The following is a 21,260-nucleotide window of genomic DNA, read 5'->3' as shown; positions in this document are numbered from 1 at the left end:
ACACCCTACGGGCCCCGGACACACCATTGAAGACAGAGAACCGAACGATCGGTCGGTAGGGAGTCCGGGATGGCGGCAGTGGCTGCGAGCCAGACAGCGCAGACGGCAGCGGGGGGCGCCGAAGGGGTGGAGGCGGCTCTCGCGGCGGCGTTCGACGCCGCGGTGGCGGCCGACGAGCGCATCGAGCCCCTCGACTGGATGCCCGAGGCCTACCGCGCCTCGCTGGTCAGGCAAATAGCCCAGCACGCGCACTCGGAAATCATCGGCATGCAGCCGGAGGCCAACTGGATCACGCGCGCGCCGTCCCTGCGCCGCAAGGCCATCCTGATGGCCAAGGTCCAGGACGAGGCCGGGCACGGGCTGTATCTCTACAGCGCGGCCGAAACGCTCGGCGTCGGCCGCGACGAACTGCTCGACAAGCTGCACGCGGGCCGCCAGCGCTATTCATCGATCTTCAACTACCCGACGCTGACCTGGGCGGACGTGGGCGCCATCGGCTGGCTGGTGGACGGCGCCGCGATCACCAACCAGGTCCCGCTCTGCCGCTGCTCCTACGGTCCGTACGCACGGGCCATGGTCCGTGTCTGCAAGGAGGAGTCTTTCCACCAGCGCCAGGGCTACGAACTCCTGCTCGCCCTCAGCAACGGGACGCCCGCGCAGCACGCGATGGCCCAGGACGCGGTGGACCGCTGGTGGTGGCCGTCCCTGATGATGTTCGGTCCTCCGGACGACGCCTCGGCGCATTCGGCCCAGTCGATGGCCTGGAAGATCAAGCGGCATTCCAACGACGAACTGCGGCAGCGCTTCGTGGACATCTGCGTCCCGCAGGCCGAGGCCCTCGGTCTCACCCTCCCCGACCCGGATCTTCGGTGGAACGAGGAGCGCGGTCAGCACGATTTCGGGGCGATCGACTGGGCCGAATTCCAGGAGGTCCTGAAGGGCAACGGGCCGTGCAACGAGCAGCGGCTCACCCAGCGTCGGCGCGCCCACGAGGAGGGCGCCTGGGTCCGCGAGGCCGCCGCGGCCCACGCGGCGAAACACACGACGGCATCGCGCACGAGCGCGACGGTGGCCCACGCCGCAACGACGGACGGCACGAAGAGGGAGGCGACAGCATGAGCAGCTCGACCGACTGGCCACTGTGGGAGGTGTTCGTGCGCTCCCGGCGCGGCCTCTCGCACACCCACGCCGGCAGCCTGCACGCGCCGGACGCGGAGATGGCCCTGCGCAACGCCCGTGATCTGTACACCCGCCGCTCGGAGGGCGTCTCGCTCTGGGTGGTCCCCTCCAGCGCGATCACGGCCTCCTCGCCCGACGAGAAGGACGCCTTCTTCGAGCCGGCCGGCGACAAGCCCTACCGCCACCCGACGTTCTACGCGATCCCGGACGGGGTGAAGCACCTGTGACCGCAGCCCTCGCCCTCGGCGACGACGCGCTGGTGCTGTCGCACCGGCTGGGGGAGTGGGCGGGCCACGCCCCGGTGCTGGAGGAGGAGGTAGCCCTCGCCAACATCGCGCTGGACCTGCTCGGACAGGCCCGGGTCCTGCTCTCCCTGGAGGGAGACGAGGACGAGCTGGCCTTTCTCCGCGAGGAGCGCGCCTTCCGGAACGTCCAACTGGTCGAGCAGCCGAACGGCGACTTCGCGCACACCATCGCCCGCCAGCTCTACTTCTCCGTCTACCAGCACGGACTGTACGGACAACTGGCCTCCGGAGACGGCCCGTTCGCCGGTCTGGCGGCCAAGGCCGTCAAGGAGGTGGCCTACCACCGGGACCACGCCGAACAGTGGACCCTGCGCCTCGGCGACGGCACGGACGAGAGCCACGCGCGCATGCAGCGCGGGCTGGACGCGCTGTGGCGGTTCACCGACGAGCTGTTCCAGCCCGTCGAAGGCGTGGACGTGGACTGGCAGGCGCTGCGGGACGGCTGGCTGGAGTCGGTGACCGCGCTCCTGGAGCGGGCGACGCTGTCCGTGCCGACCGGTCCCCGGTCGGGGGCGTGGGCCGCCGGCGCCGGGCGGCAGGGCCTCCACACCGAGCCCTTCGGCCGGATGCTCGCCGAGATGCAGCATCTGCACCGCAGCCACCCGGGGGCGTCATGGTGACCCGGACCCCCCTGGAGGAGGAGCTGTTCGCCCTCGCGGGCTCGGTTCCCGATCCGGAGCTGCCCGTGCTGAGCCTTGAGGAGCTGGGGGTGCTGCGCGGGGTGGACGTCCTCGCCCCGGGCAGGGTCACGGTGCGCCTCACCCCGACGTACACCGGCTGCCCCGCCATGGAGACGATGTCCGCCGACATCGAGCGCGTGCTGCACGACCACGGCATGGCAGAGGTCTCCGTCGAGACCGTGCTCTCCCCCGCGTGGTCGACCGACGACATCAGCGCGGAAGGGCGGCGCAAACTGGCCGAGTTCGGCATCGCGCCGCCCCGGCCGCACGACGCGTCCGCCCCTTCCTCCGGACCCGTGCCGCTGACGCTGTCGGTGCGCTGCCCGCACTGCGGCTCCACCGACACGGAGTTGCTCAGCCGTTTCTCGTCGACCGCCTGCAAGGCGCTGCGCCGCTGTGTGTCGTGCCGCGAACCGTTCGACCACTTCAAGGAGTTGTAGATGTTCCATCCGCTCCGGGTCAGCGCGATCGAACGGCTCACGGACGACGCGGTGGCCGTCACCTTCGCCGTGCCGCCCGAGCTGCGCGAAACCTTCCGCCACAAGCCCGGCCAGCACCTCAACATCCGCTACACCGTGGCCGGCGAGGAGATCCGGCGGTCGTACTCGATCTGCGCCCCGGCCACCGAGCGACCGGCCGAGCCGGTGCTGCGCGTGGGCATCCGGCTCGTCGACGGCGGGGCCTTCTCCACCTACGCGTTCAAGGAACTGGCCGTCGGGGACGTGGTCGAGGCGATGCCCCCGATGGGCCGCTTCGTCATCGCGCCGCGCCCCGGCCGGTTCGCGGCGATCGTCGGCGGCAGCGGGATCACCCCGGTGCTCTCCATCGCCGCGACGCTGCTGGACCGCGAGCCCGACGCCTCGTTCTGCCTGGTCCGGAGCGACCGGACCGCCGCCTCCACGATGTTCCTCGACGAGGTCGCCGACCTGAAGGACCGCTTCCCGGACCGCTTCCAGCTGGTCACCGTGCTCTCCCGGGAGGAGCAGCAGGCGGGCCTCCCTTCCGGCCGGCTCGACCGCGAGCGGCTCACCGCCCTGCTCCCGGCGCTGCTCCCCGTCGCCGGCATCGACGGCTGGTACCTGTGCGGGCCGCTCGGCCTGGTGCGGGCCGCCGAGGAGGCGCTGCACGGCCTGGGGGTCGACCGCGGCCGCGTGCACCAGGAGATCTTCCACGTCGAGGATGCCCCGGGGGCCGTCGCCCGGCCGAGGGCCGCGACCTCCGCACGGAGCACGCTCACCGCGCATCTGGACGGGCGCTCGGGCACCTGGCCGGTGGAGGACGGCGAATCGCTCCTGGAGACGGTGCTCCGCAGCCGTTCGGACGCGCCGTACGCCTGCAAGGGCGGGGTGTGCGGCACCTGCCGCGCGTTCCTGGTCAGGGGCGAGGTGCGGATGGACCGCAACTACGCGCTGGAGCCGGAGGAGATGGAGGCGGGGTATGTGCTGGCCTGCCAGTCGCATCCGGTGACCGGGGAGGTGGAGCTGGACTTCGACCGCTGACCGCGCGGCGGACTGTTCCCTTCTTGTAGAACCTGTTCTATCTTGACGCTCCGTCAGGTCAGGGTACGGACACAGCGGTTCGCGGGAGGCCGGGACAGTGGACTTCACCTTCACCGAGGAACAGCAGGCAGCGGCCGAGGCGGCGCGGGCCGTCTTCTCGGGCGTCGCCCCGGACGCCGTGCCGAGCCCCGCTCTCGTGCCGGGGGCCGTGGCCGAGGACATCGACCGGCCGCTGTGGGCCCGACTGGCCGGCGGCGACCTGCTGAGCCTGACCCTGGCCCCGGAGCACGGCGGTGCCGGCCTGGACCCGATCGCGCTCTGCCTGGTGCTGCGGGAGTCCGCCAAGGTGCTCGCCCGGGTGCCGCTGCTGGAGACCTGCGCGGTGGCGACGGCACTGGACCGGTACGGGGACCGGGGCCTGGCTGCCGAGCTACTGCCCCGTGTCGGCCGGGGAGAGCTGGTCCTGACCGTCGGCGCCAACGGCCGCACGGGCCACGACCCGGCGGAACGATCCGTCACCGCCCGCCCGGACGGACCGCAGGGAGCGGACCGGGCGGACAGGGCTGACGGGGAGGGCGGGGGCGGGCCGGGTGAGGCAGACGGTGCGGACGCCATCCGATCCGGCACAGGCACAAGCACAAGCACCGGCACCGGCACCGGGAAGGGTGCAGAGGCGGGGTGGATCCTGGACGGCGTGCAGTCGGGGGTGCCATGGGCTCAGGTCTCGGACCTGATCGCGGTACCGGCGCAGACCGGCGACGGCCGCGCCGTCGTGGCGCTGGTCCGCCGCGACCAGGAGGGCGTCACCGTCGCGGAGCAGGTCTCGACGAACGGCGAACTCCTGGGCGAGGTACGGCTGGACGCGGTGCGCGTGACGGCACGTGAGCTGATCGACGCTCCCGGCGCCTGGGAGTGGCTGCGCTCGCTGCTCACCACGGGAACCTGCGCCCTCGCGCTGGGCCTGGGCGAGGCGGTGCTCGCCATGACGAGTGCGTACACGGGCAAGCGCGAGCAGTTCGGCTTCCCGGTGGCGACGTTCCAGGCGGTCGCCGTGCAGGCGGCGGACCGCTACATCGATCTGCGGGCCATGGAGGTGACCCTCTGGCAGGCCGCCTGGCGGATCTCCGTCGGCGGGGCGGGCGAGCTGCCACCGGCCGCCGATGTCGCGGTGGCCAAGATCTGGGCGTCCGAAGGGGTCCGGAGGGTCGTACAGACGGCTCAGCACCTGCACGGAGGCTTCGGCGCGGACACCGACTACCCCCTGCACCGCTTCCACGCCTGGGCGAAGCAGATCGAACTCTCCCTCGGCCCGGCAGCGGCCCATGAGGAGGCCCTGGGCGACCTGCTGGCCACCCATCCCGCCGACTGACCGGACGGGCCGACGCGGGGCCGGCGCGGGCAGACAAGAAGTCAGGCGCGGGGGCGGGCGGGAAGCCAGGGGCGCCAGCGGGTCGGCGCCGGGAGGGCGAGGCGCAAAGCACCGAGGCAGGCGCAGGGCCGGGGCAGGCGCGCGGCGCCAGGGCCAGGGGCAGGCGCAGGGCGCCGGGCCCGGCGCGGGGCCGGGGGCAGGCGCGGGGGAGGTCAGGCGACGAACGCCTGACCGCCGTGGTCGGTGACCATGGGGCGCCCCGCGCTTTCCCAGGCGAGCATGCCGCCGTCGATGTTCACGGCGTCGACGCCCTGCTGCACCAGATACTGGGTGACCTGGGCTGAACGGCCGCCGACCCGGCACATCACATGCACGCGCCGGCCGTCCTCCGCCGCCTCGGTCAGCTCACCGAACCGGGCCACGAACTCGCTCATCGGGATGTGCAGGGCGCCTTCGACATGTCCGGCCGCCCATTCGTCGGCCTCCCGGACGTCCAGCACCAGGCCGTCCGCCGGGACCGCGGTGACGTCGACCGCGGGGAGCGGGGCGTAATTCATGGTCATGCCTTCTCTCGTCGATGCGCCGAATCGGTGCGGCCGGATCAGTGCGCCGGGCTCACCGGAAACGCTACTGCACCAGGGCGGCCAGCTCGTTCTCACGCCGGGCGACCTCGCCGAGCAGCTGTTCGGCGATCTCCTCCAGCAGCTGGTCGGGGTCGTCCGGGGCCATCCGCAGCATGGCGCCGATGGCGCTCTCCTCCAGCTCCTGGGCCAGCACGGTCAGCAGTTCCTTGCGCTGGGTGAGCCAGTTCAGCCGGGCGTAGAGCTCGTCGGCCTCGCCCAGCTCCGCCTCGGGCTGGACCGGGCCCGCCGCCCACTCCTCGGCCAGCTCCCTGAGCAGCGCCTCGTCGCCGCGCCCGTAGGCTCCGTTCACCCGGGTGATGAACTCCTCCCGGCGGGCCCGCTCCGTCTCGTCCTGGGCCAGGTCCGGGTGGGCCTTGCGCGCCAGTTCGCGGTAGAGCTTGCGGGCCTCGTCGGTCGGGCGGACCCGCTTGGGCGGCCGGACGGGCTGCTCGGTCAGCATGGCGGCGGCCTCGGGGGACAGGCCGTCCGAGTCGATCCAGTCGTGGAACAGTTCATCGACCCCGGGCATGGGCAGCACCATGGAGCGCGCGTCCTGCGCCTTGCGGAGGTCCTCCGGATCTCCCGTGCGGGCCGCCCGCGCCTCCGCGATCTGCGCGTCCAACTCGTCGAGCCGGGCGTACATGGGGCCGAGCCGCTGGTGGTGCAGCCGGGAGAAGTTCTCGACCTCGACGCGGAAGGTCTCCACCGCGATCTCGAACTCGATCAACGCCTGCTCGGCCACCCGCACGGCCCGCGCCAGCCGCGCCTCGGGCCGCTCGTCCCCGCCCCCGTCACCCTCGCCCCGCGCCTCAGGCGCACCGGACCCGTCACCCGCACCGGCCCCATCGCCCACACCGGACGCATCGCCCACACCGGACGCATCGCCCACACCGGACGCGTCGGCCACATCGGCCCCGCCACCCGCACCAGGCCCGCCACCCGCACCGGAAGCGTCGGCCGACCCCGTACCGGAACCGCCGAACGAGCCCTCGCCGACACCGCCGAACGAGCCCTCGCCGGCACCGCCGAACGAGCCCTCGCCGGCACCGCCGGCCGAAGCCACGCCGGAGCCGTCCACGGAACCGCCCCCCGAGCCGTCACCGGCTCCCGTGGTACCGGCCTCGGCGTCCGCGCCGAAGGCGGACACCGAGGCGGCCTCGGCGGCATCCGCGCTCCCCGCGGAGGCCGTGCCCTCCGCGCGCGCGTCGGCGGTCGCTGCGGGCGTCTCGGCCGGGGAGCCGGCCTGCTCGTGCGGCAGGAGGTCGTCCTGCCGGGCATCGTCGTTCCGGGAGGTCGGTACCCCGGCGGCTTCGTCGGTCACCCGTCCAGCGTATGGCCACGGCCACCGTGCCGAGGACGCGCGGTCGGCGGAGCGGCCGTCACACCCCCTGCTCGGCGGCTGTCCGGCCCGAGGCGATCGCCCGGACCAGTTCGGCGTGGTCCGCCTCGGTGCGGTCCGCGTACGTCACGGCGAACGCGGCCACGGCCTCGTCCAGTTCGTCGTTCTTGCCGCAGTACCCCGCGATCAGCCGGGGGTCCGCGCTGTGGGCATGGGCTCGGGCCAGGAGCGCGCCGGTCATCCGGCCGTAGTCGTCGACCTGGTCGGCCGCCAGGGCCGCCGGATCGACGCTGCCCTTGCGGTTCCTGAACTGCCGCACCTGGAACGGGCGTCCCTCCACGGTCGCCCAGCCCAGCAGGATGTCGCTGACCACCTGCATCCGCTTCTGCCCGAGCACCACACGACGCCCCTCGTGCGCGACCTCGGGGACGGCGAATCCCGCGGCGGCCAGATGGGGGACCAGCACCGAGGGTCTGGCCTCCTTCACCTGGAGCACCAGCGGCTCGCCCCGGTGGTCCAGCAGCAGCACCACGTACGACCGGGTCCCCACGCTGCCCGTGCCGACCACGCGGAACGCCACGTCCTGGATGGCGTACCGCGCGAGCAGCGGCACCCGGTCCTCGGACACGGTGTCCAGATAGGGGCCGAGCCCCGCCGCCACGGCCGCGGCCTCCGCGTCCGGAACCCGGCGCAGCACCGGGGGCGCGTCGACGAACCGGCGTCCGCCGTCCTCGGTGGCCTCCGTCGACTTCGCGGCGAAGCGGGCGCTGGTGTTGTTCCGGGCCTTCTCGGAGACGCGCTCCAGCGTGCCCAGCAGATCGCGGGCATCCGTGTGCGAGACCAACTCCTCGTCGGCGATCGCGTTCCACGCGTCCAGCGCGGGGAGCTTGGCCAGCAGCCGCATCGTCCGCCGGTACGCGCCCACCGTGTCGTACGCGCCCCTGCGGCAGGTGTCCTCGTCGGCCCCGGCCTCGCGGCCCGCGAGGACCAGCGAGGTGGCGAGCCGCTTGAGGTCCCACTCCCAGGGCCCCACCACGGTCTCGTCGAAGTCGTTGAGGTCGATGACGAGGCTGCCCCGCGCGTCGCCGTAGAGACCGAAGTTGGCCGCGTGCGCGTCGCCGCAGAGCTGGGCGGTCACGCCGGTGACGGGCGTCCCGACCAGGTCGTGGGCCATCAGCCCGGCCGATCCGCGCAGGAACGCGAACGGGGTGGCCGCCATCCGCCCCACCCGTATCGGCGTCAGCGCGGGCACCCTGCCCCGGTTCGACTCCTCGACCGCCCGCACCGCGTCCGGCCGGCCCTGCGGCGGGGTCAGGGAGGCGTGCGAGGAGCGCGGCACGCTCTGCCGCAGGGCCTTGCCCGCGTCCCTCGGCGAGGGGGCCGCCGAACCGTCCGGCCCGGCGGCCGGGCGGCGGGCGAACCCGGGCACCACCGGAATGCGCGGGCCCCCGTACCCGTCCCGCTGCACGGGCACCGTCGTCGCTTCGATGTCACTCATGGCGCGCAGCCTCCCCCGACCCGGCCGACGCCCGCTCGGCGCCCGGCGTCCCCGGTCCAACATCAACTACCGCTGACCGTACCGCCGTCCACCCGCACCCGTCTGCCCCTGTGGACAACCCCTGAAGGGGCCTGTGGACAACGTCACGGACCGGCCGCCCGCGAGCGCTCCGGGCCCCGGTCACGCGCCCCGGCCGGGCGTCCGTGAGCGCGTGCCGTCACGGATGCCCGGCCGGACACCTCTCAGGCATTGCCTCAGAGATTTGCGCAGGTCACACGCCTACGGCCTCCTCCATCTCCTCCTCGGCCGCGCTCTCCGCCTCCGGCTCCGCCGGGACCTCGCGCCGCTCCCCCGCAGGCGCCGCCGGGGCCGCCGCCACCGGGGCGGACGTCCCGGCCGCCGCGACGGCCCTCCGCCTGCGCTCGGCCAGACCGGCGAGGCCCATCAGCACCAGGCCCGCCACGAGCCAGAGCGTCAGCACCAGCACGTTGCGGCCGAGCCCGTGGCCGCCGAAGTAGACGTGGCCGCGCACGCCCTCGACGAAGCCCGCCCCGTTCCAGAAGGCGTGCAGGGCGCCGAAGAAGCCGGGCTGGAGTTCGGGCCGGAAGATCCCGCCGGAGCTGGTGAAGTTCAGCATGACGAACAGGACCATGACGCCCAGCGTGGTCCAGCGCTTCAGGAAGGTGTGCAGCCCGACGCCGATCAGCAGGATGCCGGCGGCGTAGAGCCACGCCATCGCCCACAGCCCGCCGAGCCCGTGGTCCACCAGCCCGAAGAGGGGTCCGGCGAAGACCGCGCCGATCGCGCTGACCACGAGCGAGGCGCCCGCCGCCAGGGCCGCCCTGATCCTCAGCGGCAGCGCCGCGCCGGCGCCCCCGATCACGGCGACGGAGGCGTACGAACCGATGCTCACCGCGACCAGCAGGAAGAAGATGCCCTGTCCGGTCGGGTCGCCGTCGGCGGTGGGGGCCGTGTCCGTCACCTTCAGCGGGGCGCCCTGGCCCGCCGCGACCTCGGTGAACACCTTCTCCACCACGGTCGCGCTGGTGTCGGACGACGCCGAGGCCACCAGCAGTTCGGGGTGGGCGCCGGGCACGTAGGCGCCGTAGCTGTCCTGGGTCCTGAGGTGGTCGACCGCCGTGGCGCGGTCGGCGACCGTGCGGACGGTCAGGGCGCCGTCGCCCTGGTCCTGGAGGGTCTGCGCGAGCACCTGGGCGCTCGCTCCGGAGCCGACCACGTCCACCCGCAGATCATGCGGTTCGGGGGCGTGGAAGGCCCCGAGGTAGGCCAGCCCCATGCCGACGCACATGAGCAGTGGCGTGACGAGATGGCTGAGCACATGGCGCAGCGCGGCGGCGGTGGAGCCGGGCGCGGCGCTCGGGCCTGAGGACGAGGACATCGGGAACGCTCCGGAAGATCGACAAATGGTTGGCTTTTACAACTCCTATTCCGTTGTACTATACAACTGAAAAGTCGAGAAAGGTGAACCCGTGCCAGGCACCCCGGAGGACCGCGAAGAGTCGCTGGACGTCATCCAGCGCGAGCTGACCGCGTTCGCGCGCCGGGCGCGCGCCGCAGCGGCCCGCCTGCATCCGGAGCTGCCCCTGGTCTCGTACACGCTGCTGGCACACATCGACGACCGGCACGGCTGTCGCGCCACGGACCTGGCCGCGCACTACATGCTGGACAAGTCCACGGTCAGCCGGCAGATCGGCACGCTGGAGAAGCTGGGTCTGGTCGAACGCCATCCGGACCCGGACGACCACCGCATCCAGGTGCTCCACCCCACCGAGGCCGGCACCCGGGCGCTCGCCTCGACCCAGGCCAGCCGCCGCGCCGCCTATCAGGAACGGCTCGCGGAGTGGACGGAAGAGGATCTCGCGCGCTTCGCGGACTATCTGCTCCGGTACAACGCCTCGGGCGGCCCCGACGGCCCGAACGACCCCGCCGTCTGAACCTCACCGCCCTGGCGCCCCGCAGGCGAGCCCGCCCACAAGGGCCGTTCGCCGGCAGCCGCGCCCTTCCCCCGGGGCGTCCCCTAAGCTAAGGGCGTGTTATGAAAGTGCCGCCCGCTCTGGCGGACGGCGCTACTTTCACCACACGTCCTAGCAGCCGCCGATGCCGTCCCGCAGATGCGTCTCGGCCCAGCGGCCCAGCTCCTTGAGCGCGGGCTCCATCGCGGCACCCGCCTCGGTCAGCCGGTACGAGACCCGCAGCGGCGGTCCCTCGTCGACCTCGCGGACCACCAGGCCCGACGCCCCCAGCTCGGACAACCGGTCGGAGAGCATCCGCTCACTGATGCCCGGGATCGCCCGCCGCAGATCGGCGAAGTGCACCGGCTGCTGCATCAGCACGGAGACGATCGGCCCCGTCCAGCGCTTGCCGAACAGCTCGAAGACGCGGCTGATGCCGACATCCACCCGCCTGCACGCCTGCTCGCCGTGATCCGCCATGCCCCCAGGGTACTGCGTCACCGTGCGGGACTTACTATTCGTAAGCCCCTATGTTATTAATAGGTGCATACGAAACCTCGGCTGCTTACTTCTCAGTCGATCCGCTACCCCATGGAGACCCCTCATGGCCACGCTTCTGCACCTCGACTCCGCCGTGTTCCCCCAGGGCTCCGCGTCGCGCGAAGTCACCGCCGCCTTTGTCCGGACCTGGCGCGAGCAGCACCCTGACGGGGAGGTCGTCTACCGCGACCTGGCCGCCGACCCGCTTCCGCACCTGGACGCCGCAGCCGCCGCGGCCGGTGCCGAGCACCCGCTGCGCGCCGAACTCGCGGCCGAGCTGGCCGCCGCCGACGCGGTCCTGATCGGTGCGCCGATGTACAACTTCTCGATTCCGTCGACCCTGAAGGCCTGGCTCGACCACGTGATCATCGTGGGCCTCAACGTGGGCCCCGACAGCCCGGTCGCCGGCACCCCGATCACCGTCGTCGCCAGCCGTGGCGGTTCGTACGCCGAGGGCACCCCGCGCGCGGACGCCGAGTTCGTCCAGAACTACCTGGAGAAGCTGCTCACCTCGATGTTCGCCGCCGAGGTGGACTTCATCGTGCCGGAGCTCACGCTGGCCCACGTCAACCCGCAGATGGCCGAGCTGATCCCGCTCGCCGAGACGTCCAAGGCGAAGGCCCTGACCGACGCCGAGGACAAGGCCAAGGCGCTCGCCGCCAAGCTCGCCGCCTGATCCGAGCGTCGCGAAAAACCTCCCGCATCTCGCGGGGGGCAGCCCGAGCGGCACGAAGGGGGCCGGGGTTCATGGAACCCCGGCCCCCTTCCCGTACATCACAATCGGACGTTTCACGTGAAACGAACGCCCCGGGGGCGCCGACTCCGTCGCCGCCGTCCGTACCGCAGGAGCAACAGAAGAAGCCCCGCAGACCGTGGGCCTGCGGGGCTTCTCTCTTGTGCGCGAGGGGGGATTTGAACCCCCACGTCCCTAAGGACACTGGCACCTGAAGCCAGCGCGTCTGCCGTTCCGCCACTCGCGCATGAGTGGTGTTTCCAGACCTTCGCTTGTTCTGCGATCGCCTGGCGACAAACGGAAGATTAGCACGCTGGGCAGGGTGGATTCACATCCGTTTGTTTCGAGGAACCTCGGGAGGGAACCGGGAACCCGGAGCGGCCGCCCCCCACTCCTCCTGAGTGCACCCAAGGTGCGGGACACTGTCAGGAGGCCGCCTCTACGATCCGTGTGAGGGGGGACACTCATCCGCAGTGCAGACAAGGGGAACCAGCCGATTTCCCGACGCGTGGATACGATCAGTAAGCAGTACAGGGACGATGACACCGGAGGAGGTGCCCCGTGGGAGTCATGAAGCGTTTCGAGCAGCGTCTCGAAGGTCTGGTCAACGGCACCTTCGCCAAGGTCTTCAAGTCCGAGGTCCAGCCGGTCGAGATCGCGGGCGCCCTCCAGCGCGAGTGCGACAACAACGCCACCATCTGGAACCGCGAGCGGACCGTCGTCCCCAACGACTTCATCGTGGAGCTGAGCGCCCCGGACTACGAGCGGCTCAGCCCCTACTCCGGCCAGCTCGGCGACGAACTCTCGGGCCTGGTCCGGGACTACGCCAAGCAGCAGCGGTACACCTTCATGGGACCGATCAAGGTCCACCTGGAGAAGGCCGAGGACCTCGACACCGGTCTCTACCGGGTGCGCAGCCGCACCCTCGCGTCGAGTTCGTCACAGCAGGGCCAGCCCGGCGGCCAGCAGCCCTTCCAGAACCAGCCGGGACCGGGCGCACCGCCCGGCCGTCCGGCCCCGGGCCGCCACCAGGCGCCCGGCGGCTACGGCTACCCGCCCACCGCCGCTCCGCCCATGCCCCCGGGACCGCCCCCGGGCGGCGGGCACGGCGGACCGGCCCACGACCGGCGCCCGCCGGCCCCCAGCCCCCTGCCCCACGCGCAGATGAGGCGCTGGATCGAGATCAACGGCACCCGCCATCAGATCTCCCGCCCGACGCTGGTGCTGGGCCGCAGCACCGACGCCGACGTGCGGATCGACGACCCCGGCGTCTCCCGCCGGCACTGTGAGATCCGGACCGGAACGCCCTCGACGATCCAGGATCTCGGGTCCACCAACGGCATCGTGGTGGACGGGCAGCACACCACCCGCGCTACGCTCCGCGACGGCTCGCGGATCGTCGTGGGCAGCACCACCATCGTTTACCGGCAAGCCGAAGGGTGAAGCGGGGGCAATGTCAGAGCTGACCCTGACGGTCATGCGGCTAGGTTTCCTGGCTGTTCTGTGGCTGTTCGTGATCGTGGCCGTGCAGGTCATTCGCAGCGATCTGTTCGGAACGCGCGTCACGCAGCGCGGCTCGCGCCGCACCGCGCCCGACGGACGCGCCCCACAGACGCGCCAGAACGCCTCGGCGCCGCCCCAGCAGCGCCAGCAGCCCGGGCGCCAGCGCCGCGGCGCCCCGACCAAGCTGGTCGTGTCCGAGGGGACGCTCACCGGCACCACGGTGGCGCTCCAGGGCCAGACCATCACGCTCGGCCGCGCCCATGACTCAACGATCGTGCTGGACGACGACTACGCGTCCAGCAGGCATGCCAGGATCTACCCCGACCGTGACGGCCAGTGGATCGTCGAGGATCTCGGGTCCACCAACGGCACGTATCTGGACCGGACCCGCCTCACCACCCCCACGCCTGTTCCGCTGGGCGCGCCGATCCGGATCGGCAAGACCGTCATCGAGCTGCGGAAGTAGTACGACAATGAGCGAGCGGAGCGAGCGAGCCGCGGCGGTCCGGGCATCGGACCCGGCCAGGCTCCCGACCGGAGGGTGGGCAGTGTGGCTCGAGACCGGCTGTACCCCGAACCGACGGGTGAGGTGCGCATGAGTCTTTCCCTGCGCTTCGCCGCCGGATCGCACAAGGGCATGATCCGGGAGGGCAACGAGGACTCCGGCTACGCCGGCCCCCGTCTCCTGGCCATCGCCGACGGCATGGGCGGCCAGGCGGCCGGCGAGGTCGCCAGCTCCGAGGTGATCTCCGCCCTCGTCCAGCTCGACGACGACGTGCCCGGCTCCGACATCCTGACCTCGCTCGGCACCGCCGCCCAGCAGGCCAATCACCAGCTGCGCCTGATGGTCCAGGAGGACCCGCAGCTGGAGGGCATGGGCACCACGCTGACCGCCCTCCTGTGGACCGGCCAGCGCCTCGGCCTCGTCCACATCGGGGACTCCCGCGCCTATCTGCTGCGCGACGGCGTCCTGACCCAGATCACGCAGGACCACACCTGGGTCCAGCGGCTGGTCGACGAGGGCCGGATCACCGAGGAGGAGGCCACCACCCACCCGCAGCGCTCCCTGCTGATGCGCGCGGTGGGCACCAGCGACCACGTCGAGCCCGATCTCTCCATCCGCGAGGTCCGGGCCGGCGACCGCTATCTGATCTGCTCCGACGGGCTCTCCGGCGTCGTCTCCCACCAGACCCTGGAGGAGACCCTCGCCAGCTACCAGGGCCCGCAGGAGACCATCCAGGAGCTGATCCAGCTCGCCCTGCGCGGCGGCGGCCCGGACAACATCACCTGCATCGTCGCCGACGTCCTGGACGTCGACAACAACGACACCATGGCCGGGCAGCTCAACGACACCCCGGTCGTCGTCGGGGCCGTCGCGGAGAACCAGAATTCGCAGCTGAACGACGGCGGCGCGATGCAGACGCCCGCCGGGCGCGCGGCCGGCCTCGGCCGCCCCGTCCCGCCGCCCCCGGGCGGCTTCGGCCCTCCCGGCAGCGGTGACGACGCGGGCTACGGCGCCATGCCGAACGGCTCCTTCGACGCCTACACCGACGACGACTTCGTGAAGCCCGGCGGCCGCAAGTGGCTCAAGCGCTCGCTGTACACCGCGCTCGCCCTGGCCGTCATCGGCGGCGGGGTCTACGGCGGCTACCGCTGGACCCAGACCCAGTTCTACGTCGGCGCGAAGAACGACAACGTCGCGCTGTACCGGGGCATCAGCCAGGACCTGGCGTGGCTCTCCCTCTCGAAGGTCGAGACGGACCACCCCGAGATCGAACTCAAGTACCTACCGCCGTACCAGCGCAAGCAGGTCGAGGCCACGATCGCCGAGGGCAGCCTCGGCGAGGCCCGCGAGAAGATCACCGAACTCGCGACCCAGGCCAGCGCGTGCAAGAAGGACGCGGAACGGCGCGCGGCCGAGAAGAACGCCCCCAGCGACGAGGGCCAGGCCGCCGGCACGGAGACGAACGCCACCAAGACGGACGCGACCGAGGCCGACGGCGGCAAGACGTCGTCGGGCGGCACCAAGAGCAAGCAGACGTCCACGACTCCCACTCCCGGTCCCAGCCTCTCGGAGGAAGAGAAGAAGCTGGTCCCGCAGTGCGGTAAGCAGTAAAGCCGTAGGGGGCCTTCAGCACCATGAGCGTTGTCACCAACACGACCACGATCGGCGCGATCGACGCACCGAGCCGGCGCAACACCGAACTGCTGATGATGGTCTTCGCCATCGGCATCTCGGTGTTCGCCTACGCCAACGTGGGGCTCGCCATCGACGGCTCGCTGCCCTCCGGCATGTTCGGATACGGCCTCGGCCTGGTCCTGCTCGGCGGCGTGGCCCACCTCGTGGTGCGCAAGTTCGCCCCGTACGCGGACCCGCTGCTGCTGCCGCTGGCCACGCTGCTCAACGGGCTGGGGCTGGTGCTGATCTGGCGGCTGGACCAGTCGCAGCGGCTGATCCAGCGGGCGGAGGGCGCGTGGGGCAAGTTCACGCCGGACGCCCCCAAGCAGCTGATGTACTCCGCGATCGGTGTGGCCCTGCTGGTCGGCGTCCTGCTGATCCTCAAGGACCACCGGATCCTCCAGCGCTACACCTACATCTCGATGGTGGCCGCGCTGATCCTGCTGATCATGCCGATGTTCTTCCCGGCGGTGAACGGCGCCAAGATCTGGGTCAGTCTGGGCCCCTTCTCCATCCAGCCCGGCGAGTTCGCGAAGATCATCATCGCGGTCTTCTTCTCCGGCTACCTCATGGTCAAGAGAGACGCCCTGGCACTGGCGAGCCGCCGGTTCATGGGGCTGTACCTCCCCCGGGGCCGAGACCTCGGACCGATCCTCGTGATCTGGGCGCTCTCGATCCTGATCCTGGTCTTCGAGACCGACCTCGGTACGTCGCTGCTGTTCTTCGGCCTCTTCGTGATCATGCTGTACGTCGCGACCGAGCGGACCAGCTGGATCGTCTTCGGTCTGCTGATGTCCGCGGCCGGCGCGGTCGGCGTCGCGACCTTCGAGCCGCACGTGCAGTCGCGTGTGAACGCCTGGCAGGACCCGTTCGCCTGCTACTCCACCGATGTCAGCGGCGCCTGCGAGCAGATCTCCAACGCGATCATGTCCTTCGGCTCCGGTGGCACCCTGGGCACCGGCTGGGGCCAGGGCCACTCCGACCTGATCGGCTTCGCCGCCAACGCCGACTTCATCCTCTCGACCGTCGGTGAGGAGCTGGGGCTCGCCGGGATGATGGCCGTCCTGCTGCTCTACGCGCTCATCATCGAGCGCGGCATCCGTACCGCCCTCGCCGCCCGCGACCCGTTCGGCAAGCTCCTGGCGATCGGCCTCTCCGGCGCCTTCGCCATTCAGGTCTTCGTGGTGGCCGGCGGTGTCATGGGGCTCATTCCGCTGACGGGTATGACGATGCCGTTCCTCGCCGCGGGTGGGTCCTCCGTGATCGCCAACTGGGCGCTGATCGGCATCCTCATCCGCATCAGCGACACGGCCCGGCGCCCCGCGCCCGCCCCCGCTCCCACGTCCGACGCCGAGATGACCCAGGTGGTTCGCCCGTGAACAAGCCCCTGCGCCGGATCGCGGTCTTCTGCGGCATCCTCGTCCTGGCCCTGCTCATCCGCACCAACTACCTCCAGTACGTGAAGGCGGACGAGCTCAACACCCGCGACGAGAACCGCCGCGTCCGCATCGAGCGGTACGCGCACGAGCGCGGCAACATCATCGTGGACGGCGGAAAAGCCGTCACCGGCTCCGTCGAGACCAAGAGCGGCGACTTCAAGTACAAGCGCGTCTGGGAGAACGGCCCCATGTGGGCCCCCGTCACCGGCTACTCCTCGCAGGCCTTCGGCGCCACGCAGCTGGAGAACCTTGAGGACGGCATCCTCACCGGCAACGACGACCAGCTCTTCTTCGACCGTACGAAGGGCATGTTCACCGGCAAGGAGAAGCAGGGCGGCAACGTCGTCACCACCCTGGTGAGCGCCGCCCAGAAGGCCGCCTTCGAGGGGCTCGGCAACAAGAAGGGCGCCGTCGCGGCGCTCGACCCGCAGACCGGCGCCATCCTGGCGCTCGCCAGCACCCCCTCGTACGACCCCTCGACCTTCGCGGGCAACACCGAGGCCGACACGAAGGCCTGGCAGAAGCTCGGCAAGGACCCGGACAAGCCGATGCTCAACCGGGCCCTGCGCGAGACGTACCCGCCCGGTTCGACGTTCAAGGTCGTCACCGCCGCCGCGGCCCTGGAGAACGGGCTGTACACAGACATCGACGCGGCCACCAAGTCGCCGCTGCCCTGGCGGCTGCCGCTGACCACCGGCAACCTGGAGAACGAGGGCAACATCCCCTGCGAGAACGCCTCGCTGCGGGAAGCGCTGCGGATGTCGTGCAACACGGTCTTCGGCAAGATCAGCGACGACCTCGGCAACCAGACGATGATCGACGAGGCCAACAAGTTCGGCTTCAACAAGGACGTCTTCACGCCGGTCCGCGCCACCGCGAGCATCTACCCCAAGGACAACCGCCCGCAGAACGCCATGGCCGGCATCGGCCAGGCGTCCAACCGCGCCACCCCGCTCCAGATGGCCATGGTCGCCGCGGCGGTCGCCAACGACGGCAAGCTGATGCAGCCGTACATGGTCGCCGAGCGCCAGACGCCCGGTCTGGACGCGGTCTACACCCACGAGAAGGAGCAGCTGAGCCAGCCGCTCTCGGGGGAGAACGCCCAGAAGCTCCAGCAGATGATGGAGACGGTCGTCGAGAAGGGCACCGGGCAGAACGCCCGGATCAGCGGCGTCACGGTCGGCGGCAAGACGGGTACCGCCCAGCACGGCCTGAACAACAGCGAGAAGCCGTACGCCTGGTTCATCTCGTACGCGAAGACGGACAACGGCTCCCCGGTGGCGGTCGCCGTGGTCGTCGAGGACAGCGACGCGACCCGGGCCGACGTCTCCGGTGGCGGTCTCGCCGCCCCGATCGCGAAGGCGGTCATGCAGGCGGTCCTCGACGGGAAGAAGTGAGGCCGCTCACACCGGTCTCCATTCCCGCACCTTGGATACCGGTCGGATATCAGGTATTGCCTGCGGGCTGATCACGTAGTGCGCGGCCGGTAGCGTATGCGCGGACAGCACACCGCCGGACCGCACACCGGTGCGGTCAGGACTGACGGAGAGGGCTGGAACAGTTATGGAAGAGCCGCGTCGCCTCGGCGGCCGGTACGAGCTGGGCTCGGTGCTCGGCCGTGGTGGCATGGCCGAGGTCTACCTCGCCCACGACACCCGGCTCGGCCGCACCGTGGCTGTGAAGACGCTGCGGGCGGATCTCGCCCGCGATCCGTCCTTCCAGGCCCGGTTCCGCCGTGAGGCCCAGTCCGCCGCCTCGCTCAACCATCCGGCGATCGTCGCGGTCTACGACACGGGTGAGGACTACGTCGACGGGGTCTCCATCCCGTACATCGTCATGGAGTACGTCGACGGGTCGACGCTCCGTGAGCTTCTTCACTCGGGCCGCAAGCTGCTGCCCGAGCGCACGCTGGAGATGACCGTCGGCATCCTCCAGGCGCTGGAGTACTCGCACCGCGCCGGCATCGTCCACCGCGACATCAAGCCGGCCAACGTCATGCTGACGCGCACCGGCCAGGTCAAGGTCATGGACTTCGGCATCGCCCGTGCGATGGGCGACTCCGGCATGACGATGACCCAGACCGCGGCCGTCATCGGCACCGCCCAGTACCTCTCCCCGGAGCAGGCCAAGGGCGAGCAGGTCGACGCGCGGTCCGACCTGTACTCGACCGGCTGCCTGCTCTACGAGCTGCTGACGGTCCGGCCGCCGTTCGTCGGGGACTCCCCGGTCGCGGTGGCCTACCAGCACGTACGGGAGGAACCGCAGCCGCCGAGCACCTTCGACCCCGAGATCACGCCCGAGATGGACGCGATCGTGCTGAAGGCGCTCACCAAGGACCCGGACTACCGCTACCAGTCGGCCGACGAGATGCGCGCCGACATCGAGGCGTGCCTCGACGGCCAGCCGGTCGCCGCCACCGCGGCGATGGGCGCGGCCGGTTACGGCGGGTACGGCGGCTATGACAACGACCAGCCCACCACCGCCCTGCGGGCCGCGGACCAGAACGGCGCCCAGACGTCGATGCTGCCGCCGGTCAACCCGGACGACGGCGGCTACGGCTACGACGACCGCCCCGACCGCCGCCGCCAGAAGAAGAGCAACACCTCGACGATCCTGCTGATCGTCGCGGGCATCCTGGTGCTGGTCGGCGCGATCCTGATCGGCAAGGCGGTCTTCGGCGGCGACGGCGACAGCGGTGACGGCACCTTCAACGCGCCGAACATGATCGGTTCGACCGTCAAGGAAGCCAAGCAGCTCGCCGACAACACCAACACGCTCCTCAAGGAAGGCCCCAAGGAGGAGTGCAAGGATCAGCCCGCGGGCAAGATCTGCCGCCAGACTCCGACCAAGGAGGAGAAGGTCTCCGAGGGCGACACCATCACGGTGTTCGTCTCCAGCGGGGCGCCGAAGATCGAGGTCCCGGACGTCACGGAGAAGTCCGAGGACAACGCCCGCAAGCTCCTTGAGGAGAAGGGCTTCACGGTCACCGTCACCTCGGTCGAGTCCTCCGACGCCGAGCCCGGCACGGTGCTCGACCAGACGCCGAAGGGCAACTCCAAGGCGGAGAAGAACTCCGAGGTGAAGCTCTCGGTGGCCACCGAGAAGCTGATCACCATGCCTCCGGTGACCGACCGCTCGTGGGACGACGCGGTCGCCCAGCTGAATGGAAACGGCTTCAGCAACATCGGCAAGAGCGAGGTCGACTCCGAGAAGCCGGCGGGCACCGTGGTCGAGCAGAACCCGGCGGCGAACGAGAAGGTGGGCAAGGACACCTCGATCATCCTCAAGGTGTCCAAGGGCCCGGCGCAGCCGGCCACACAGGCGGTTCCCATGGTCATGGGGTCCAAGGTGTCCGAGGCCAGGCAGAAGCTGGCGGACGCCGGCTTCACGCAGGTCCAGTTCGCGGCGAACAGCCCGCAGGACGACAACGCGCGCGTCATCGGCATCGACCCGCAGGCCGGCACCCAGGCCGACCCGGCCACCACGGTCATCACGCTGACGACCATGGGCGGGAACGGGAATCCGTTCGGCGGCGGGGGCGGCTAGGCACCCACCCGCCACAGCACAGGGCCCCGGTCACCTCGGGCGAGGTGACCGGGGCCCTGTGTCTTCCCGTCGGTACGCGGCGTGTCTTGCCTTCGGTACGCGGCGCGGCCGGGCTCAGCGCAGCTCCGCCGGCTTGGTGCGGTCGCGGTCGACCTTCTCCGTGCGGACCAGCTCGCCCCAGACGATGTAGCGGTACTTGGAGGTGAAGACCGGCGTGCAGGTCGTCAGCGTGATGTAGCGGCCGGCCTTCTTGGCGCCGGAGCCCTTGGGGACGGGCTGGAGGACGTCGACGTTGTACTTCGACGTCTCGGGCAGTTCCTTGAAGACCTTGTAGATGTACCAGGTGTCCTTGGTCTCGAAGACGATCGCGTCCCCGGTGCGGACCTTGTCGATGTTGTGGAACTTCGCGCCGTGGCCGTCGCGGTGGGCGGCGAGGGTGAAGTTGCCCTCCTTGTCGGAGGGCAGGGCGGATTTCACCGGATCGGTGTAGTAACCGGCGACGCCGTCGTTGAGGGTGTCGGTGTCGGTGCCCTTCTTGACGAGCACCTCGCCGTTCTTCATCGAGGGGACGTGGAGGAAGCCGATGCCGTCCTTGGTGTCCAGGGCGCCCGGTCCGCCGGCCCAGCGGTCGCGGACGGTGTCGCCCTGTTTGGTGGCCTCGCGGTCCGCGAGGACGTTCGTCCACCACAGGGAGTAGACGACGAACAGGCCGAGCACGAGCCCCGCGGTGATCAGGAGTTCGCCGAAGACGCTGACGGCGGTCGCGACGGGATGGCGGCCCCGGGGGCTCACCGGCGGCGCGGACTCCTCGGTCCGCTCTTGGTCCTCGGTCCTCGCTGCCACCGCACCGTCCCT

The 21,260-nt window shown here is 71.0% G+C and carries 20 protein-coding genes and 1 tRNA gene; 14 read left to right on the top strand and 7 right to left on the bottom strand.

Annotation, left to right across the window (positions count from 1 at the left end; translation table 11 throughout):
• Positions 1-69: 69 nt before the first annotated feature.
• From paaA to ACWCXC_RS02895, 6 genes are all read left to right on the top strand, one after another.
• Positions 70-1,119, top strand: coding sequence for a 1,2-phenylacetyl-CoA epoxidase subunit PaaA (gene paaA / locus ACWCXC_RS02920; protein ID WP_450886201.1), 1,050 nt, complete (start codon positions 70-72; stop codon positions 1,117-1,119).
• Positions 1,116-1,406, top strand: coding sequence for a 1,2-phenylacetyl-CoA epoxidase subunit PaaB (paaB, locus tag ACWCXC_RS02915; protein WP_450681343.1), 291 nt, complete (start codon positions 1,116-1,118; stop codon positions 1,404-1,406). The genes paaA and paaB overlap by 4 nt, the downstream gene beginning before the upstream one ends.
• Positions 1,403-2,104 carry a 1,2-phenylacetyl-CoA epoxidase subunit PaaC gene (gene paaC, locus ACWCXC_RS02910; RefSeq protein ID WP_450681342.1) on the top strand — a complete coding sequence of 234 codons (702 nt, stop codon included), beginning with the start codon at positions 1,403-1,405 and terminating at the stop codon, positions 2,102-2,104. The genes paaB and paaC overlap by 4 nt, the downstream gene beginning before the upstream one ends.
• Entirely contained in the window at positions 2,098-2,604 is a 507-nt protein-coding gene (gene paaD / locus ACWCXC_RS02905; protein WP_450886198.1) for a 1,2-phenylacetyl-CoA epoxidase subunit PaaD, read from the top strand. The genes paaC and paaD overlap by 7 nt, the downstream gene beginning before the upstream one ends.
• Positions 2,605-3,663 (top strand): 2Fe-2S iron-sulfur cluster-binding protein, encoded by a 1,059-nt coding sequence (locus ACWCXC_RS02900; protein ID WP_450886196.1) that lies wholly within the window; start codon positions 2,605-2,607, stop codon positions 3,661-3,663.
• Positions 3,664-3,760: 97 nt separating this feature from the next.
• Complete coding sequence (locus ACWCXC_RS02895; RefSeq protein ID WP_450886194.1) at positions 3,761-5,032, top strand: acyl-CoA dehydrogenase family protein; 1,272 nt, start codon at positions 3,761-3,763, stop codon at positions 5,030-5,032.
• A gap of 212 nt (positions 5,033-5,244) precedes the next feature.
• On the opposite strand, the gene ACWCXC_RS02890 is transcribed toward ACWCXC_RS02895, so the two are convergent.
• The 4 genes from ACWCXC_RS02890 to ACWCXC_RS02875 form a co-directional block, all read right to left on the bottom strand.
• Positions 5,245-5,589, bottom strand: coding sequence for a rhodanese-like domain-containing protein (locus ACWCXC_RS02890; RefSeq protein WP_450886401.1), 345 nt, complete (start codon positions 5,587-5,589; stop codon positions 5,245-5,247).
• Between the two features lie 70 nt (positions 5,590-5,659).
• Positions 5,660-6,526, bottom strand: coding sequence for a J domain-containing protein (locus tag ACWCXC_RS02885; protein WP_450681456.1), 867 nt, complete (start codon positions 6,524-6,526; stop codon positions 5,660-5,662).
• Between the two features lie 508 nt (positions 6,527-7,034).
• Positions 7,035-8,492, bottom strand: coding sequence for a DUF2252 domain-containing protein (locus ACWCXC_RS02880; RefSeq protein WP_450886192.1), 1,458 nt, complete (start codon positions 8,490-8,492; stop codon positions 7,035-7,037).
• Between the two features lie 271 nt (positions 8,493-8,763).
• Positions 8,764-9,891: a hypothetical protein gene (locus ACWCXC_RS02875; protein WP_450886190.1), complete on the bottom strand. Its 1,128-nt coding sequence runs from the start codon at positions 9,889-9,891 to the stop codon at positions 8,764-8,766.
• 91 nt (positions 9,892-9,982) lie between these two features.
• On the opposite strand from ACWCXC_RS02875, the gene ACWCXC_RS02870 reads away from it, so the two are divergent.
• Entirely contained in the window at positions 9,983-10,447 is a 465-nt protein-coding gene (locus tag ACWCXC_RS02870; protein WP_450681336.1) for a MarR family winged helix-turn-helix transcriptional regulator, read from the top strand.
• A gap of 150 nt (positions 10,448-10,597) precedes the next feature.
• Here ACWCXC_RS02870 and ACWCXC_RS02865 read toward each other — a convergent pair whose 3' ends face one another.
• Positions 10,598-10,945 (bottom strand): winged helix-turn-helix transcriptional regulator, encoded by a 348-nt coding sequence (locus tag ACWCXC_RS02865; RefSeq protein ID WP_450886188.1) that lies wholly within the window; start codon positions 10,943-10,945, stop codon positions 10,598-10,600.
• 124 nt (positions 10,946-11,069) lie between these two features.
• Between ACWCXC_RS02865 and ACWCXC_RS02860 the strand changes: the two genes are divergently transcribed.
• Complete coding sequence (locus tag ACWCXC_RS02860; RefSeq protein WP_450683841.1) at positions 11,070-11,681, top strand: FMN-dependent NADH-azoreductase; 612 nt, start codon at positions 11,070-11,072, stop codon at positions 11,679-11,681.
• A gap of 221 nt (positions 11,682-11,902) precedes the next feature.
• Here ACWCXC_RS02860 and ACWCXC_RS02855 read toward each other — a convergent pair.
• Positions 11,903-11,985: transfer RNA gene (locus tag ACWCXC_RS02855), tRNA-Leu, on the bottom strand.
• Between the two features lie 314 nt (positions 11,986-12,299).
• On the opposite strand from ACWCXC_RS02855, the gene ACWCXC_RS02850 reads away from it, so the two are divergent.
• From ACWCXC_RS02850 to pknB, 6 genes are all read left to right on the top strand, one after another.
• On the top strand, positions 12,300-13,181 hold the full coding sequence (locus ACWCXC_RS02850) for an FhaA domain-containing protein (protein WP_450683840.1): 882 nt from the start codon (positions 12,300-12,302) through the stop codon (positions 13,179-13,181).
• A 10-nt stretch (positions 13,182-13,191) separates the two neighbouring features.
• The gene (locus tag ACWCXC_RS02845; protein WP_450683839.1) at positions 13,192-13,707 is read left to right on the top strand and encodes an FHA domain-containing protein FhaB/FipA; all 516 of its coding nucleotides are present in this window, start codon (positions 13,192-13,194) and stop codon (positions 13,705-13,707) included.
• 129 nt (positions 13,708-13,836) lie between these two features.
• Entirely contained in the window at positions 13,837-15,357 is a 1,521-nt protein-coding gene (locus ACWCXC_RS02840; protein ID WP_450886185.1) for a Stp1/IreP family PP2C-type Ser/Thr phosphatase, read from the top strand.
• A 23-nt stretch (positions 15,358-15,380) separates the two neighbouring features.
• Positions 15,381-16,799 (top strand): FtsW/RodA/SpoVE family cell cycle protein, encoded by a 1,419-nt coding sequence (locus ACWCXC_RS02835; protein ID WP_450683837.1) that lies wholly within the window; start codon positions 15,381-15,383, stop codon positions 16,797-16,799.
• The gene (locus ACWCXC_RS02830) at positions 16,796-18,256 is read left to right on the top strand and encodes a penicillin-binding transpeptidase domain-containing protein (RefSeq protein ID WP_450683836.1); all 1,461 of its coding nucleotides are present in this window, start codon (positions 16,796-16,798) and stop codon (positions 18,254-18,256) included. Before ACWCXC_RS02835 ends, ACWCXC_RS02830 begins: the two co-directional genes overlap by 4 nt.
• A 166-nt stretch (positions 18,257-18,422) precedes the next feature.
• Positions 18,423-20,405 carry a Stk1 family PASTA domain-containing Ser/Thr kinase gene (pknB, locus tag ACWCXC_RS02825; RefSeq protein WP_450683835.1) on the top strand — a complete coding sequence of 661 codons (1,983 nt, stop codon included), beginning with the start codon at positions 18,423-18,425 and terminating at the stop codon, positions 20,403-20,405.
• 114 nt (positions 20,406-20,519) lie between these two features.
• On the opposite strand, the gene ACWCXC_RS02820 is transcribed toward pknB, so the two are convergent.
• Positions 20,520-21,248 carry a class E sortase gene (locus ACWCXC_RS02820; RefSeq protein WP_450683834.1) on the bottom strand — a complete coding sequence of 243 codons (729 nt, stop codon included), beginning with the start codon at positions 21,246-21,248 and terminating at the stop codon, positions 20,520-20,522.
• Positions 21,249-21,260 lie beyond the last annotated feature (12 nt).

The sequence above is a fragment of the Streptomyces sp. NPDC001515 genome, assembly GCF_053597115.1.
Note: the sequence above shows the minus strand (reverse complement) of the source record. Positions and strands in the feature narration are given on the sequence as shown.

Coding starts and splice junctions, on each gene's coding strand:
- paaA (WP_450886201.1), top strand. CDS start 70: ATGGCGGCAGTGGCTGCGAGCCAGACAGCGCAGACGGCAGCGGGGGGC.
- paaB (WP_450681343.1), top strand. CDS start 1,116: ATGAGCAGCTCGACCGACTGGCCACTGTGGGAGGTGTTCGTGCGCTCC.
- paaD (WP_450886198.1), top strand. CDS start 2,098: ATGGTGACCCGGACCCCCCTGGAGGAGGAGCTGTTCGCCCTCGCGGGC.
- ACWCXC_RS02900 (WP_450886196.1), top strand. CDS start 2,605: ATGTTCCATCCGCTCCGGGTCAGCGCGATCGAACGGCTCACGGACGAC.
- ACWCXC_RS02890 (WP_450886401.1), bottom strand. CDS start 5,589: ATGAATTACGCCCCGCTCCCCGCGGTCGACGTCACCGCGGTCCCGGCG.
- ACWCXC_RS02880 (WP_450886192.1), bottom strand. CDS start 8,492: ATGAGTGACATCGAAGCGACGACGGTGCCCGTGCAGCGGGACGGGTAC.
- ACWCXC_RS02875 (WP_450886190.1), bottom strand. CDS start 9,891: ATGTCCTCGTCCTCAGGCCCGAGCGCCGCGCCCGGCTCCACCGCCGCC.
- ACWCXC_RS02865 (WP_450886188.1), bottom strand. CDS start 10,945: ATGGCGGATCACGGCGAGCAGGCGTGCAGGCGGGTGGATGTCGGCATC.
- ACWCXC_RS02860 (WP_450683841.1), top strand. CDS start 11,070: ATGGCCACGCTTCTGCACCTCGACTCCGCCGTGTTCCCCCAGGGCTCC.
- ACWCXC_RS02845 (WP_450683839.1), top strand. CDS start 13,192: ATGTCAGAGCTGACCCTGACGGTCATGCGGCTAGGTTTCCTGGCTGTT.
- ACWCXC_RS02840 (WP_450886185.1), top strand. CDS start 13,837: ATGAGTCTTTCCCTGCGCTTCGCCGCCGGATCGCACAAGGGCATGATC.
- ACWCXC_RS02835 (WP_450683837.1), top strand. CDS start 15,381: ATGAGCGTTGTCACCAACACGACCACGATCGGCGCGATCGACGCACCG.
- pknB (WP_450683835.1), top strand. CDS start 18,423: ATGGAAGAGCCGCGTCGCCTCGGCGGCCGGTACGAGCTGGGCTCGGTG.